General features: G+C 71.0%; 12 protein-coding genes and 1 tRNA gene. 4 read left to right on the top strand and 9 right to left on the bottom strand.

Annotated elements, in window-relative coordinates:
• Positions 1-656 precede the first annotated feature (656 nt).
• Entirely contained in the window at positions 657-1,460 is an 804-nt protein-coding gene (locus ACZ6ZI_RS26705) for a hypothetical protein (protein ID WP_363055164.1), read from the top strand.
• Here ACZ6ZI_RS26705 and ACZ6ZI_RS26700 read toward each other — a convergent pair.
• Positions 1,444-1,809: a hypothetical protein gene (locus ACZ6ZI_RS26700; RefSeq protein WP_469524777.1), complete on the bottom strand. Its 366-nt coding sequence runs from the start codon at positions 1,807-1,809 to the stop codon at positions 1,444-1,446. The genes ACZ6ZI_RS26705 and ACZ6ZI_RS26700 overlap by 17 nt on opposite strands.
• 102 nt (positions 1,810-1,911) lie before the next feature.
• On the opposite strand from ACZ6ZI_RS26700, the gene ACZ6ZI_RS26695 reads away from it, so the two are divergent.
• Positions 1,912-2,142: a DUF4287 domain-containing protein gene (locus tag ACZ6ZI_RS26695; protein WP_363055023.1), complete on the top strand. Its 231-nt coding sequence runs from the start codon at positions 1,912-1,914 to the stop codon at positions 2,140-2,142.
• A 105-nt stretch (positions 2,143-2,247) separates the two neighbouring features.
• Here ACZ6ZI_RS26695 and ACZ6ZI_RS26690 read toward each other — a convergent pair whose 3' ends face one another.
• Positions 2,248-3,102 (bottom strand): Bax inhibitor-1/YccA family protein, encoded by an 855-nt coding sequence (locus ACZ6ZI_RS26690; RefSeq protein WP_363055024.1) that lies wholly within the window; start codon positions 3,100-3,102, stop codon positions 2,248-2,250.
• A gap of 136 nt (positions 3,103-3,238) precedes the next feature.
• A tRNA-Leu gene (locus ACZ6ZI_RS26685) sits at positions 3,239-3,320 on the bottom strand.
• 500 nt (positions 3,321-3,820) lie between these two features.
• On the opposite strand from ACZ6ZI_RS26685, the gene ACZ6ZI_RS26680 reads away from it, so the two are divergent.
• Positions 3,821-4,585, top strand: a complete 765-nt coding sequence (locus ACZ6ZI_RS26680) for an ABC transporter ATP-binding protein (RefSeq protein WP_469524911.1) — start codon at positions 3,821-3,823, stop codon at positions 4,583-4,585.
• Between the two features lie 123 nt (positions 4,586-4,708).
• Positions 4,709-7,258 carry an ABC transporter permease gene (locus ACZ6ZI_RS26675; RefSeq protein WP_469524775.1) on the top strand — a complete coding sequence of 850 codons (2,550 nt, stop codon included), beginning with the start codon at positions 4,709-4,711 and terminating at the stop codon, positions 7,256-7,258.
• A gap of 200 nt (positions 7,259-7,458) precedes the next feature.
• Here the strand turns inward: ACZ6ZI_RS26675 and ACZ6ZI_RS26670 are convergent, their stop codons facing one another.
• The 6 genes from ACZ6ZI_RS26670 to eno all read right to left on the bottom strand — a co-directional run bounded on the left by ACZ6ZI_RS26670 (position 7,459) and on the right by eno (position 14,424).
• On the bottom strand, positions 7,459-8,820 hold the full coding sequence (locus tag ACZ6ZI_RS26670) for a class I SAM-dependent methyltransferase (protein ID WP_469524772.1): 1,362 nt from the start codon (positions 8,818-8,820) through the stop codon (positions 7,459-7,461).
• Positions 8,821-8,994: 174 nt separating this feature from the next.
• Positions 8,995-10,380 (bottom strand): NAD(P)/FAD-dependent oxidoreductase, encoded by a 1,386-nt coding sequence (locus tag ACZ6ZI_RS26665; protein WP_363055027.1) that lies wholly within the window; start codon positions 10,378-10,380, stop codon positions 8,995-8,997.
• 612 nt (positions 10,381-10,992) lie between these two features.
• The gene (locus ACZ6ZI_RS26660) at positions 10,993-11,964 is read right to left on the bottom strand and encodes a Ppx/GppA phosphatase family protein (RefSeq protein ID WP_469524768.1); all 972 of its coding nucleotides are present in this window, start codon (positions 11,962-11,964) and stop codon (positions 10,993-10,995) included.
• Entirely contained in the window at positions 11,961-12,503 is a 543-nt protein-coding gene (locus ACZ6ZI_RS26655) for a DUF501 domain-containing protein (protein WP_469524767.1), read from the bottom strand. The genes ACZ6ZI_RS26660 and ACZ6ZI_RS26655 overlap by 4 nt, the downstream gene beginning before the upstream one ends.
• A gap of 47 nt (positions 12,504-12,550) precedes the next feature.
• On the bottom strand, positions 12,551-13,039 hold the full coding sequence (locus ACZ6ZI_RS26650; protein WP_363055032.1) for an FtsB family cell division protein: 489 nt from the start codon (positions 13,037-13,039) through the stop codon (positions 12,551-12,553).
• Between the two features lie 98 nt (positions 13,040-13,137).
• Complete coding sequence (gene eno / locus ACZ6ZI_RS26645) at positions 13,138-14,424, bottom strand: phosphopyruvate hydratase (protein ID WP_363055033.1); 1,287 nt, start codon at positions 14,422-14,424, stop codon at positions 13,138-13,140.
• Positions 14,425-14,437: the final 13 nt, after the last annotated feature.

Below are 14,437 nucleotides of genomic sequence, written 5' to 3'. Positions count from 1 at the left end.
CGGAGCGGAGGGTAGGGGTCGCCCGACGAAGGAGGGCGGCACCTGCCCGTAGCGGTGGCGAAGCTCAGCGCGACCGAGGAAACGAGCGGCTGAGCTGAGCCGGAGCGGAGGGTAGGGGTCGCCCGACGAAGGAGGGCGGCACCTGCCCGTAGCGGTGGCGAAGCTCAGCGCGACCGAGGAAACGAGCGGCTGAGCCGAGCCGGAGCGGAGGGTAGGGGTCGCCCGACGAAGGAGGGCGGCACCTGCCCGCAGCGGTGGCGAAGCTCAGCGCGACCGAAGAAACGAGCGGCCGAGCCGAGCCGAGCCGGTTCGAGGCGGAACGAATGTTTGAACCCGTGTCATAGCGGAGCGTGAGGGTTCGGATGCCGGTCGAGTCCGGCCCTCAGACGCCGCAAGGAATCCTCTAGATCCATGCGCTGTACTGACATCGATTCCAATCCCGTCGCGGCCGACCTGTGACCGAATCGCCCCCAGGATGTGACCTTTGTCCTGGGGGTTCGGTATTTGCCCAGGTCAAACGGCATCCCCCGACGGCCGCTGGGCCGAAAGACCTGTCCAATTCATGACGTAATGCACTGCACGCCATTCACAGCACAGGACAAGCTGATGTAGGAAGTCGGGGGATCGAATCAATCAGGAGTTAGTCAGTGAGCGCCATGTCTCTTGCCCTGCTGCTGACCACGGCCGCTGCCACGGCCGTGGGCGCTGCTGCGCTGCACGCCGTACACGGACTGCGCAAGCAGGTCACGGCCCTGCGCGGTGAGCTGACGGTGTCGGCCCTTGCGCGTGCCACGACCGTCCCCCACGCCCGCAGCGCCGTGGAGTCCCCCGCCGCCGAGATACGAGCCGCCGTGGCCGAAGCCCTCGCCGAGGAGCGGGAGCGGGAGCTGGCCGAGGCGCGTGCCTTCTGGGCCGCGCAGGAGGCCCGCGACGCCGCCGACGCCCCCTCGCTGCTGGGCGGCCTGCCCGGCCTCGGCGAGGAGAACCCGGTCTTCCTGCCCCGGCAGGCGGACCTGGTGGGTCTGGAGCCCGTCCTGGGCGACGACCTCGCCGACGAGTACCCGGAGGACTCGGCCGAGCTGGCCGCGGCCCGCCGGCGCCACCCGTCGCACCCCGACTTCGTCCCGGTCCAGCCGCACCCCGGCGCCGACCACGAGCGCACCGTCAACCGGCTGGAGGAGCTCGCGGAGGCCCGTACGGCCCTCGCGGACGTCCGCCCGGGCCCGCTGGGCACTCTCGACGTGTACGTCTTCACGGACGGCACCACGCTCTGCATGACCCCGGGGCACCGGGAGACCGCGGAGCGGCTGGCGCAGGCCCTGCGCTCGGGTACCGCGCCGGTCCTGCTGGGCGGCTCCGGCATCTCCGGCGCCTACGCCCTGACCTTCTCCTGCGGTGACGCCGAGGACCCGGACAGCAACGTCTACATCCTCGCGGACCGCGTCATCGCATCGCTCTGACTTCCGCCCGCTCCACCAGCGCCACGGCCTCGTCCAGCATCTCGGACGGGGCCTTCGCGTCGTCCGCCCCGTCCGCCCCGTCCGCCCCGGCCGCCGCCGCGGCGAGCGCCTCGGCGAGGTCCCGTCCGGTCACCGCGACCTGGTCGCCGACGACGAAGGGCCCCGCGTCCGGCACCTGACGGACGGCGCCCTGCGGCGCCTCCTCCAGCCGTCGGGCCCGTTCGGCCAGCTCGCGGGCCAGCTCCAGGGCCTCGGCCGCGGCGCCGCGCTGGAGACGGCTCTGCGGGGCGGCGCGCAGCCGGTCGGCGAATCGTTCGACGGCGTCGGTCAGCGGTGAGGTATCGAGCACGCGGCCGACCCTACGCGGCGCCCGGGCACCATTGCCAACGGGCGAACTCTCCGGCACGGTGACGTGAAGAGAACAGCACGGCGACACGTTCCGGAGGCGCCCATGTCCGTAGAGTTCTCCGAGCAGACCCATCGCAACATGATCGACAGAATCCCCCAGACCACCGGTCGTGCCATGTCCGACTGGCTGCGCACCGTCGACGAGGGTCCCTCGCTCGTCCGGTTCGAGGAGAAGGTCAGTTGGCTGCGCGGCGCGCACGAGCTGTCGTACGGCCAGGCCAAGGCGATCATCCACGAGTACGACCTGCGCAGAGCGGCACGCAGGTTCGGCTGAGCCCCGCCCGATCCGACCCTCTACGCGGGAAGGCCCCGCGAGCGGTGTGCTCGCGGGGCCTTCCCCATGCGTGGTGCCGCGTGCCGGCGGGGCCGGCCGGGTCGACTAGTCGTCGCCGGAGAGGATCTGGAACAGGCGCAGCAGCTCCAGGTAGATCCACACCAGGGTCAGGGTGAGGCCGAAGGCCGCCAGCCAGGCCTCCTCGCGCGGGGCGCCGTAGGTGACGCCGTCCTCGACCTGCTTGAAGTCGAGGGCGAGGAAGCAGGCGCCGAGGATGACGCCGACGATGCCGAAGACGATGCCGAGGCCGCCGCTGCGGAAGCCGAGGCCGTCACCGCCGCCGAAGAGGGCGAACAGCGAGTTGGCGAGCATCAGCAGGACGAAGCCGAGGGCGGCCGCCATGACGAAGCCGGTGAAGCGGCGCGTGACGCGGATCCAGCGCATCTTGTAGGCGAACAGCACGGCCGCGAAGACGCACATCGTGCCCAGGACGGCCTGGACGACCACGCCGGGGCTGATGTAGGTGCTGGTCACCATGCTGATGACGCCGAGGAAGACGCCCTCGAACGCCGCGTAGCCCAGGATCAGCGCGGGGGACGCCTTGCGCTTGAAGCTCTGGACCATCGCGAGGACGAAGGCCACGATCGCCGAGACGATCGCGATGCCGTACGACACGCCCATGCGGGCGGGGTCGACGGGCAGGGCGATCCAGGCGATGGTCGCGGTGACGATCAGGGTGCCGAGCGTCATGGCCGTACGGGTCACGACGTCGTCGATGGTCATCGCGTTGCCGCGGACCGGGGCCGCCGGCATGCCGGTGGTCGGGTCGGTGGCGTAAGGATTCGTCGCGTACGGGTTGGTCGCGGTCCCGGCCTGCGCGGTCTGCGCCTCGAAGCCCGCGTAGCCGCCGTTGTCGCGGCTGAACCCCCGTCGCGAGAAGACCGGGTTACTGCTCCTCATCTCACTCCTCCATGGCCACCTTGCGCAGCCTTGCGTCAAGAGTAATGCGCTCGCAAAGAAAGCACCCTACTGCTGGAGGAGGATCTTAGGAGAAGACGCGGCGCGGCGCGGAGGATAAAAGGAGGATGTGCTGAAGTGCCCGGAGCCGGACTTGAACCGGCACGGCCCGAGGGCCAGCGAGGTTTAAGCTCGCCGTGTCTGCATTCCACCATCCGGGCAAGGCGCGGCGGGCCCCTGCAGAAAAGCCTTGAACGCTATGCGGAGCCTATCCGCAACCTCCGGGCACCCAGACGGACGTCTATCCGATGTTGTCTGATTTTATTGGTGATTGAGGGGGCGTCAGACCCGATAAGTCACGGTCGGCCCCCTTCCGGACACGAGTCGTCGTCGACCAGGGATTGACGGAATTTCGCCGCCCCGCGCCACCCCGCGCGCCACCCCGGGGCCGCCCTGCACGCACTCCTGCACCCACTCCGGCGCGCCGGCCCCGGCCCGAAGGTCCCGGCACCGGTCCGGGCGGCGGTCCCGGCACCGGTCCAGGCACCGGTCCAGACCCGGTCCCGTCATACCAGAGGAGGATGCGCGGCCCGCCGCGATCAGACTCCAGTGGGCCCGGGAACGGGCACCGCGGCTGATCCCCGGCGGGGTGGGCGCCGGTGAGGATGGAAAGGTCCCGCCCCAGGCAGCAGCCGCTCGACAGGAGTACCCCGTGACCGCCATGAACTACGCCCCGCACACCACCCAGGCCGTGGCCGCCCGCGCCACGCAGCTGTCGAAGGTGTACGGCCAGGGCGAGACCCAGGTGGTCGCACTGGACAACGTGTCCGTCGACTTCGCCCAGGGGGAGTTCACCGCGATCATGGGCCCCTCGGGCTCCGGCAAGTCCACGCTGATGCACTGCGTCGCGGGCCTGGACACCTTCAGCTCCGGCTCGGTGCGCATCGGCGACACCGAGCTGTCCTCCCTCAAGGACAAGCAGCTCACCCAGCTGCGCCGGGACAAGATCGGCTTCATCTTCCAGGCCTTCAACCTGCTGCCGACCCTGACCGCGCTGGAGAACATCACGCTGCCGATGGACATCGCCGGCCGCAAGCCCGACCGCCAGTGGCTCGACACGGTCATCGAGATGGTGGGCCTGTCCGGCCGCCTCTCCCACCGCCCCACCCAGCTCTCCGGCGGTCAGCAGCAGCGCGTGGCCGTCGCCCGCGCCCTCGCCTCCCGCCCCGAGATCATCTTCGGTGACGAGCCCACCGGAAACCTGGACTCGCGCTCCGGCGCCGAGGTCCTCGGCTTCCTGCGCAACTCGGTGCGCGAGCTCGGCCAGACCGTCGTGATGGTCACCCACGACCCCGTCGCCGCCTCCTACGCGGACCGCGTCATCTTCCTCGCCGACGGCCGCATCGTCGACGAGATGGCGCACCCCACCGCCGACGGCGTCCTCGACCGCATGAAGGCCTTCGACTCCAAGGGCCGCACCAGCTGATCCGGGCCCGACCGGCCGCGAGGCCCGCGCCCCCGAAGCCCTCCGAAGCCCCTGACCACCCCCTGCCGCCGAGGCCGCAGCGGGGCTTCCTCCAGACTTTCCAGCCCCAGGACTGAGATCCCCATGTTCCGTACCGCCCTGCGCAACGTCCTCGCGCACAAGGCCAGGCTGCTGATGACGGTGCTCGCCGTCACACTCGGCGTCGCCTTCGTCTCCGGCACCCTCGTCTTCACCGACACCCTCAGCAAGGCCCTGTCGAGCCAGTCCGCCAAGAGCTACGAGGGCGTCGCCGTCTCCGTGACCTCCTGGGGCCAGACCCGCAACGAGGAGGGCCAGAAGGAGGGCGAGCCGGGCATCAGCCGGCAGACCCTCGACAAGGTCAAGGCCCTCGGCGGCGTCGACGCCGTCTCCGGCCGGGTCTCCGGCTTCGCCGGCGTCGGCGACGAGAACGGCAAGCTGATCGGCTCCGGCTGGTCCAACAAGGGCTCCAACTACGCCCCCGTCAAGGACGGCAAGGACCCGCGCTACGCCTTCACCGAGGGCAGCGGCCCCGCCAAGGCCGACCAGGTCGCCCTCGACAAGGAGACCGCCACCCAGGGCGGCTACAAGGTCGGCGACAAGGTCCGCGTCGCCACCAACGGCCCGGTGAAGGAGTACACCCTCTCCGGCGTCTTCACCACCGAGGACGGCGCGGTCAGCGCGGGCGGCAGCCTCGTCCTGTTCGACACCGCGGTCGCCCAGGAGCTGTACCTCAAGCCCGGCTTCTACGAGGAGCTCTCGATCAGCGCCAAGGCCGGCGTCTCCGCCGACCGCCTGCTGGCCGACGTCAAGCCGCTGCTCGACCCCAAGACCACCAAGGCCCAGACCGGCGCGGCGCTCGCCGCCGAGCAGGCCAGGGACGTGGAGAAGGGGATGACCAACATGAACCAGATGCTCCTGGCCTTCGCGGGCATCGCCCTCTTCGTCGGCGTCTTCCTGATCTACAACACCTTCACCATGCTGGTCACCCAGCGCACCAAGGAGCTGGCCCTGCTGCGCGCCGTCGGCGCCAACCGCGGCCAGGTCATGCGCTCGGTCCTCGCCGAGGCCCTCGTCGTCGGTGTCGTCTCCGCCGCGATCGGCCTGGTCACCGGTGTCGGCCTGGCGGTCGGCATGCGCTCCGTCATCGAGTCCTTCGGCGCCAAGCTCCCGGCCGGCGACCTCGTGATCGCCCCGGCCACGATCATCGCGGCCCTGGTCATCGGCGTCCTGGTCACCACCCTCGCCGCCCTGCTGCCGGCCTGGCGCACCGGCCGGATCGCCCCGGTCGCCGCCATGGGCAGCGCCCACCTGCCGGCCAGTGCGAAGTCCCTGGTCGTCCGCAACGTCCTCGGCTCGATCATCAGCCTCGGCGGCATCGGCGTGGTCTTCCTGGGCGTGTCCATGAAGGGTGACGGCCGCATGGTCATCGGCGGGGGCGCCTTCCTGCTGCTCGTCGGCCTGATCGTGATCCTGCCGCTGCTGTCGAAGCCGGTCATCGCGACGGTCCGCCCCGTGCTCCAGAAGGTGTTCGGCGTCCCCGGCAAGCTCGCCGCGCAGAACGCCGTGCGCAACCCGCGCCGCACCGCCGTCACCGCGGCCTCCCTGTCCATCGGCCTGACCCTGGTCACCACCCTGTCGGTGCTCGGCATCACCATGGGCAACGCCGTCGACCGGATGAGCACGGACAAGCTGAAGGCCGACTACCGGGTCTCCATGGCCGCCGACGGCATGAGCCTCGACAAGTCGGTCGCCGAGACCCTGGCCAAGTCCCCCGCGATCAAGGACGTCTCCCCGCAGGCCGACGGCTACTTCAAGGTCGGCGAGAGCTACCGCGCCGCCTCCGGCGTCAACCCGGCCGCCATCGGCCGCCTGCTGAACATCGAGACCGTCAGCGGCTCGGTGGACTCCCTCACCAAGGGCGAGGTCCTCGTCGCCGAGTCCACCGCGAAGAAGCAGAACCTCACCGTCGGCTCCACCTTCCCGATCCAGTTCGACGACGGCCAGAAGGGCACCCTCAAGGTCGGCGGCGTCTACAAGGACCTGGAGGGGCTGCTGTCCCCCTACGTCCTCGACAACCGGATCCTCGCGGAGCACAGCGAGGAGCAGTACATCCGCGAGGTGTACGTCAACGCCGCCGGCGGGGCCTCGAAGGCCGCCCAGCAGTCCGTCGTCGACGCCCTCGGCAAGAACCCGGCCATGACCGTCGCCACCCAGCAGGACATGCGCAACGAGCTGGGCGGCATCATCAACACGATGCTGAACATCATGTACGGCCTGCTCGGCATGGCGCTGATCATCTCGGTGCTGGGCGTCGTCAACACCCTCGCGATGTCCGTCTTCGAGCGGACCCAGGAGATCGGGATGCTGCGGGCCATCGGCCTGGACCGCTCCCGGGTGAAGAACATGATCCGCCTGGAGGCCGTGGTCATCTCCCTCTTCGGCGCCGTCCTCGGCGTGGCCATCGGCATCTTCCTCGCCTGGGCGGTCGGCACCACCTTCGCGAAGTCGGTCCCGAACTACGCGCTGGTCCTGCCGTGGGACCGGATCGGCATCTTCCTCCTGCTGGCCGGTGTGGTCGGCGTCCTCGCCGCCATGTGGCCGGCCCGCAGCGCCGCCCGGCTGAACATGCTGACCGCCATCAAGACCGAGTAGCCCGCCCGGCGAAAGGCGCGGGAACGATACGGCAGGGCCCCGGGGCACACCCCCGGGGCCCTGTCGCGTTCCCGGATCCCGGGGGCCCCGCGGCACGGCCCCGCAGGCCCCACGGGCCCCGTACGACCTCGCACTCGCCCTGACGCACCACTGTGCGCCCCTAAGCGCCCTGACGCGCTCTCACGCGCCCCTGCACACCCCTACGCGCCCCAGGTCCGGGTCCGCAGCGGCAGTCCGGAGGCGCCGCCCGGGCCGGGGCGCACCGCCAGCACCTGGTTGACCCCCAGGCGGCCGTGCTCGAAGCCCAGCGCGGACGCCGCCATGTAGAGCAGCCACACCCGGGCCCGGCCCGGCGAGGTGAGCCGTACGGCCTCCTCCCAGCGCTCCTCCAGCCGCGCGACCCAGGCCCGCAGGGTCAACGCGTAGTGCTCGCGCAGGCTCTCGACGTCGCGGACCTCGAAGCCGGCCCGTTCCAGCTCGCCGACGGTGGTCCCGAGCGGGGACAGCTCCCCGTCGGGGAAGACGTAGGCGTCGATGAACTCGTCGATCCGGTACGCCTCCTCGTCGGCCTCCGGCGGGCGCGCGATCTGGTGGTTGAGCAGCCGGCCGCCGGGGCGCAGCAGGGCGTGCAGGGTGCGGGCGTACTCGCGGTACCGGTCGGCTCCGACGTGTTCGGCCATCCCGATCGAGGAAATGGCGTCGTACGGACCGTCCTTGACGTCCCGATAGTCCTGGACCCGGATCTCGACGCGGTCGGCCAGGCCCTCCTCGGCGACGCGCTTGCGGGCGTAGGCGGCCTGCTCGCGGGAGAGGGTGATGCCGGTGACGCGGACGTCGTACGAGCGGGCCGCGTGCAGGGCCATGGATCCCCAACCGCAGCCCACGTCGAGGAGCCGGTCGCCGGGCCCGAGGTCGAGCTTGCGGCAGACCAGGTCGAGCTTGTCGCGCTGGGCCTCCTCCAGGGTGCCGCCGGGGGTCCAGTAGGCGCAGGAGTACACCATCGAGGGGCCGAGGACGTGGCCGTAGAACTCGTTGCCGACGTCGTAGTGGTGGCTGATGGCGGCGCGGTCGCGGAGCTTGGAGTGGCGCGCGCCGGAGCGGCCCGCGACCTCCTCGGCCGGCGGGGCGGGCGCGGGCCAGGGCCGGGCCAGGGCGAGCAGTTCCCGTACGGCGGCCCGGCCGGCCGGATCGCGCAGCAGGGCGGCGGTGCCGGCGGCCCGCGGGGACAGACGGGGGCGCAGGGCGTCGAGCCGGCCGCGGGGCTCGGGGGCGGGGCCCGGCGCGGCGGCGGCCTCGCGTTCCCAGAGCAGGCCGCCGACCCGGTCCAGGAGGTCGAAGAAGTCGCCCTCGACGGTCAGGTCGCCCGCCACCCAGGCGCGGGCCAGGCCCAGCTCCCCCGGCTTCCACAGCACCCGGCGCAGGGCCCGGCGGTGGGCCAGCACCAGCGTGGGGGCGGTGGGCGGGCCGGCCTCGCTGCCGTCCCAGGCCCGTATGCGTACGGGCACGGGGGCGCCGAGCAGGGTTTCGGCGAGCGCGGCCAGCCGCGGCGCGGCGTCGGTCATGGTGGGCACCTCCTGGAAGCTCCGATCGAACGCCCTACCCGGTGCGCGCGCCGGACATGCCGAAGGGTCCGTCCGCACCACGGATGGCGGACGGCCCCTTCGGTGAGGTTCCGTTGAAGCTCCAGTTCCGGCGAAGCCGGACCCGGTGGAGGTGCCGGCGAAGCCGGACCCGGGTCAGGAAGCCTTGGCCTTCTCGGCCGGGGCAGCGGCGGCGGCCGGGGCCGGCGCCGGCTTGGCGGCCTCGTAGAACTCCTCGCGGGGGGTCTCCAGTGCTCCGAGGGAGACGACCTCGCGCTTGAGGAACATGCCGAGGGTCCAGTCGGCGAAGACGCGGATCTTGCGGTTCCAGGTCGGCATGGCCATGCCGTGGTAGCCACGGTGCATGTACCAGGCGAGCCGGCCCTTGAGCTTGATCTTCATCTTGCCCATGACGATCATCGCGACGCCCTTGTGGAGGCCGAGGCCCGCCACCGCACCCTTGTTGGAGTGCGAGTACTCCTTCTGCGGGAAGCCCCGCATGCCGGAGACCACGTTGTCGCCGAGGACCTTGGCCTGACGCAGCGCGTGCTGGGCGTTCGGCGGGCACCAGGCGTTCTCGACGCCGGCCTTGCGGGACGCGACGTCCGGAACCTGGGCGTTGTCGCCCGCGGCCCAGATGTAGTCGCTGCCCTGGACCTGGAGGGTCGGGGCGGTGTCCACGTGACCGCGCGGGCCGAGCGGCAGGCCGTAGCGGGCCAGCGCCGGGTTGGGCTTGACGCCCGCGGTCCACACGATGGTGTTGGAGTCGACCTCGAGGCCGTTCTTCAGCACGACGTGGCCGTCGACGCAGGAGTCCATCGAGGTGTTGAGGTAGATCTCGATGCCGCGGGACTCGAGGTGCTCCTTGCCCCAGGTGCCGAGCTTGGGCCCGACCTCGGGGAGGATCTTGTCGGCCGCGTCGACCAGGACGAAGCGCATGTCCTCGCGCTTGATCGTGGAGTAGTACTTCGCGGCGTCGCGGGCCATGTCCTCGACCTCGCCGATCGTCTCGGCACCGGCGAAGCCGCCGCCGACGAAGACGAAGGTGAGGGCCTTGCGGCGGACGTTCTCGTCCGTCGTGGACTCGGCCTTGTCGAGCTGCTCGAGGACGTGGTTGCGCAGGCCGATGCCCTCTTCCACGCCCTTCATGCCGATGCCCTGTTCGGCCAGGCCGGGGATCGGGAAGGTGCGGGAGACGGCGCCGAGCGCGATCACCAGGTAGTCGAAGGGCAGCTCGTACGCCTCGCCGACCAGCGGCGTGACGACGGCGACCTTGCGGTCCTGGTCGATGGTCGTGACCCGGCCGGTGAGAACCTCAGCCTTGGGCAGCACGCGTCGCAGCGGGACGACGACGTGCCGAGGCGAGATGCTGCCTGCGGCCACTTCGGGGAGGAAGGGCTGGTAGGTCATGTACGAGCGCGGGTCGACGACCGTGACGGTCGCCTCGCCGTAGCGCATCTTCTTCATGATGCGCTTGGCTGCGTACAGGCCTACGTACCCACCTCCTACAACGAGGATCCTGGGACGCTCCGTGGTGCTCATGAGAATGAGTATCCAGCACCCCAAGGGGTGATGCTCGTGAGCCCCTTCACAAGGTGCCGGGGGGTCTCTGCTACACTCCGCCGCCCACGTGACCCAGATCATGACGCGCAACGGGAACCACACCGCAACGGGAGTCGTTGTTCACCCGGTCTGAACTGGCCCGTAGCCCCCCAAACGGAGTCCACGGACGAGCTTCGTCCTTACCTCCGATACGAAACCCGCAGCCTCCGTTCATCGCACAAACGAGCGCCGAAACGGTCTTCCGACCCCCACAACCGCCCCGAAGGACCCCTTCGCCGGGCCCGTGGACTCTTTTTCCTTGTGAAGAACTTCACGAAGTTCGTGTGGACGAGAGGACTTTCGGCCTCCGAACGAGCCTCCCGACAGACCCCGTCCAGCCCCGATCCAGCCCCGCTCAGGGCCCGGAGCGGCCCTTTCCGCTCGCGACGGGCGGCCCCCCACGGGACCGGGAAGCGAGCCGACGTCCTCGTCGTCAAGGTCGGCGACCGGCGCGACGTCCACCGCGGTATTTGAGCCGACGTCCGACTCCCGCCGGCGGCGGTGGTGCCCCGGTCGATCGACCGGGGCACCACCGTCTTGTGATCCGGCGGGTCAGACGCGCCGCTGGTCGGCCCCGGCCGCCTCGGCGATCGAAAAGGCGATGCCGTCGAGGATGTCGTGTTCCGAGACGACGACCTCGCGGGCGCCGGTGCGTTCCATGATGGCCAGCAGGACCAGGGCCCCGGCGCCGATCACGTCCACCCGGCCCGGGTGCATCACCGGGATCGCCGCGCGTTCGGCGTGCGTGGAGGTCAGCATCCGCTCGCTGATCTCGCGCACCCGGTCGTAGGGGATCCGGGAGTGGTGGATCGCCGCGCTCTCGTACGCGGGCAGGTCCAGCGCGATGCCGGCCACCGTGGTGACCGAGCCGGCGAGGCCCACCAGGGTGCGGGCCTCGGCCAGCGGGACCGTCCGCGCGGCCAGGTCCAGGGCCGCCTCGATGTCGGCGCGCATGGCCGCGACCTGGTCGGGGGTCGGCGGGTCCGTGACGACCCCGTCGACGACCAGGTGGCGCTCGGTCATCCGGACGCAGCCCACGTCCACGGAGCGGGCCGCCCGCACATGCGCGTCGCCGACCACGAACTCGGTGGAGCCGCCGCCGATGTCCACGACCAGGAACGGCTGCTCCAGGTGGTCGGCGCCCACCAGCTCCCGGGTGGCGCCGGTGAAGGAGAACTCGGCCTCCTGGTCCCCGGAGATCACCTCCGGCTCCACGCCCAGGATCTCCACGACGCCCCGTACGAAGTCGTCGCGGTTCTCGGCGTCGCGCGAGGCCGAGGTGGCCACGAAGCGGATCCGCTCGGCGCCGAACCCCTCGATCACCTCCGCGTACGCGCGGCAGGCCTCGAAGGTGCGCTCCAAGGCCTCCGGGGCCAGTCGGCCGGTCTTGTCCACGCCCTGGCCCAGCCGGACGACGGTCATCCGCCGGTCGAGCTCGACCAGCTCGCCGGTGACGGGGTCGCAGTCGGCGACGAGCAGGCGGATGGAGTTCGTACCGCAGTCGATCGCCGCGACCCGGGTCACGCGTCGACCTCTGCCTTCTCCTGCGCGCACGGCGTGACGCAGGCGCCCTTGGCCCACCACTCGGGCAGCATCGCGAGGGCCTCGTCGCCGAAGGGGTTCACCCCGGGACCGGCGGCCAGGGAGTGGCCGACCAGCACGTGCAGGCACTTGACCCGGTCCGGCATGCCGCCGGCGCTCGGGAAGCCCTGGAGCACCTCGATGGCGTCGCGGCGCGTGATGTAGTCCTCGTGCGCGGCCCGGTAGGCGGCGGCCAGCTCCGGGTCGTCGGCGAGCCGGGCCTGCATCTCCTTCATCACGCCGTTGGCCTCCAGCGTGCCGATCGCGGAGGCCGCGCGCGGGCACGTCAGGTAGTACAGCGTCGGGAAGGGGGTGCCGTCGGGCAGCCGCGGGGCGGTCTCGACGACGTCCGGCTGGCCGCAGGGACAGCGGTGCGCGATGGCGCGCAGCCCGCGCGGGGGGCGGCCGAGCTGCTGCTTGAACGCGTCGATGTCCGCGTCGGTCGGCTCGGTCCGGTCGGTCTGGGGCGGGGGCGTCTGCATGCCTGGAGGAAGTCTCTTCGTTCGGTCGTACGGGGTGTGTGGGTCGGTCAGTCGCCGGGGCGGTCGGCCTTGTCGACGCCGTCCCAGACGTTGGAGTACCAGGGGCGGTCGGAGCCGGCCTGCCCGGCGCGGCGGTGCTCCGCGGCCTCGGCCGCGGGGTCGGTCATGATGTAGCCGGTCTCCCCGGGGCGCAGGAAGTGCAGGTGCCTGCGCGCCTGCTGCTCGGCGTAGGCCGGGTCCTGCCAGCGGGCCTTCTCGTCGCGGAGCTGTTCGAGGCGCTTGCGCGCGTCGTCGGCGGACCGCTGTTGCCGGGCGATCTCCGAGCGCTGGGAGACGTACTGGCGCATCGGATACGCGAGGGCGACGACCAGCGTACAGAGGACGAGCACCAACAGGGCCGCGCGGCCGGTGAGCCGGCTGCGGCGGATGTGCCGGCGGGACTGCGAGCGGTAGACGTGCGCGGCGGTCCGCTCCCCGAGTTGCCGGAGCCGGGTCGCCGTCGAGAAGGTGGAGAACCGATCCCGGTTCCCGGCCATGGTCCCGCCTCCCCTGGTGCGCGCTACGCAATACGTCCCCGCACACGGTACGGGACCGAGTGCGGGGACGTACGGAGGCCGGCGCCGCGAGGCGGCAATCAGCCCTTGAAGCGCGGGAAGGCGCTGCGGCCGGCGTAGACGGCGGCGTCGTCGAGGATCTCCTCGATGCGCAGCAGCTGGTTGTACTTGGCGACGCGGTCCGAGCGGGCCGGGGCGCCGGTCTTGATCTGACCGCAGTTCACGGCGACGGCGAGGTCGGCGATGGTGACGTCCTCGGTCTCGCCGGAGCGGTGGGACATCATGCACTTGAAGCCGTTGCGCTGGGCCATCTCGACGGCGTCGAGGGTCTCGGTCAGCGAACCGATCTGGTTCACCTTCACGAGCAGGGCGTTCGCGGAGCCCTCCTCGATGCCGCGGGCCAGGCGCTCGGGGTTGGTGACGAAGAGGTCGTCGCCGACGATCTGGACCTTGGAGCCGAGGCGGTCGGTGATGGTCTTCCAGCCGGCCCAGTCGTCCTCGAACAGCGGGTCCTCGATGGAGACGAGCGGGTACGCCTCGACGAGCTCGGCGTAGTAGTCGGTCATCTCGGCGGCCGAGCGGGACTGGCCCTCGAACTCGTACTTGCCGTCCTTGTAGAACTCGGACGCGGCGACGTCGAGCGCGAGCGCGATGTCCTTGCCCGGGGTGTAGCCGGCCTGCTTGATGGCCTCGATGATGAGGTCGAGCGCGGCGCGGTTGGACTCCAGGTTGGGGGCGAAGCCGCCCTCGTCACCGAGACCGGTGGACAGGCCCTTGGTGTGCAGGACCTTCTTGAGGGTGTGGTAGACCTCGGCGCCCCAGCGCAGGGCCTCGGAGAAGGTCTCCGCGCCGATCGGGGCGATCATGAACTCCTGGATGTCCACGTTGGAGTCGGCGTGCGACCCACCGTTGAGGATGTTCATCATCGGAACGGGCAGCAGGTGCGCGTTCGGGCCGCCGAGGTAGCGGAACAGGGGCAGGTCCGAGGCCTCGGAGGCGGCGTGCGCGACGGCCAGGGAGACGCCGAGGATGGCGTTGGCGCCGAGGGAGCCCTTGTTGTCGGTGGCGTCCAGGTCGAACATGGCCTGGTCGATCAGGCGCTGCTCGGTGGCGTCGTAGCCGACGAGCTCCGGGCCGATCTGCTCGATGACGGCGAGGACGGCCTTCTCGACACCCTTGCCGAGGTAACGGTTGGGGTCACCGTCACGGAGCTCGATGGCCTCGAACGCTCCGGTGGAGGCACCGGACGGAACGGCAGCACGGCCGGTGCTGCCGTCGTCGAGGCCCACCTCGACCTCGACCGTGGGGTTGCCTCGGGAGTCCAGGATTTCCCGGGCTACGACGACGTCGATGGACGGCACGAGCATCTCCTTCTGGGAT

It is taken from the genome of Streptomyces sp. NPDC103540, assembly GCF_055584445.1.
Note: the sequence above shows the minus strand (reverse complement) of the source record. Positions and strands in the feature narration are given on the sequence as shown.

Coding starts and splice junctions, on each gene's coding strand:
- ACZ6ZI_RS26705 (WP_363055164.1), top strand. CDS start 657: ATGTCTCTTGCCCTGCTGCTGACCACGGCCGCTGCCACGGCCGTGGGC.
- ACZ6ZI_RS26695 (WP_363055023.1), top strand. CDS start 1,912: ATGTCCGTAGAGTTCTCCGAGCAGACCCATCGCAACATGATCGACAGA.
- ACZ6ZI_RS26690 (WP_363055024.1), bottom strand. CDS start 3,102: ATGAGGAGCAGTAACCCGGTCTTCTCGCGACGGGGGTTCAGCCGCGAC.
- ACZ6ZI_RS26680 (WP_469524911.1), top strand. CDS start 3,821: ATGAACTACGCCCCGCACACCACCCAGGCCGTGGCCGCCCGCGCCACG.
- ACZ6ZI_RS26675 (WP_469524775.1), top strand. CDS start 4,709: ATGTTCCGTACCGCCCTGCGCAACGTCCTCGCGCACAAGGCCAGGCTG.
- ACZ6ZI_RS26670 (WP_469524772.1), bottom strand. CDS start 8,820: ATGACCGACGCCGCGCCGCGGCTGGCCGCGCTCGCCGAAACCCTGCTC.
- ACZ6ZI_RS26665 (WP_363055027.1), bottom strand. CDS start 10,380: ATGAGCACCACGGAGCGTCCCAGGATCCTCGTTGTAGGAGGTGGGTAC.
- ACZ6ZI_RS26655 (WP_469524767.1), bottom strand. CDS start 12,503: ATGCAGACGCCCCCGCCCCAGACCGACCGGACCGAGCCGACCGACGCG.
- ACZ6ZI_RS26650 (WP_363055032.1), bottom strand. CDS start 13,039: ATGGCCGGGAACCGGGATCGGTTCTCCACCTTCTCGACGGCGACCCGG.
- eno (WP_363055033.1), bottom strand. CDS start 14,424: ATGCTCGTGCCGTCCATCGACGTCGTCGTAGCCCGGGAAATCCTGGAC.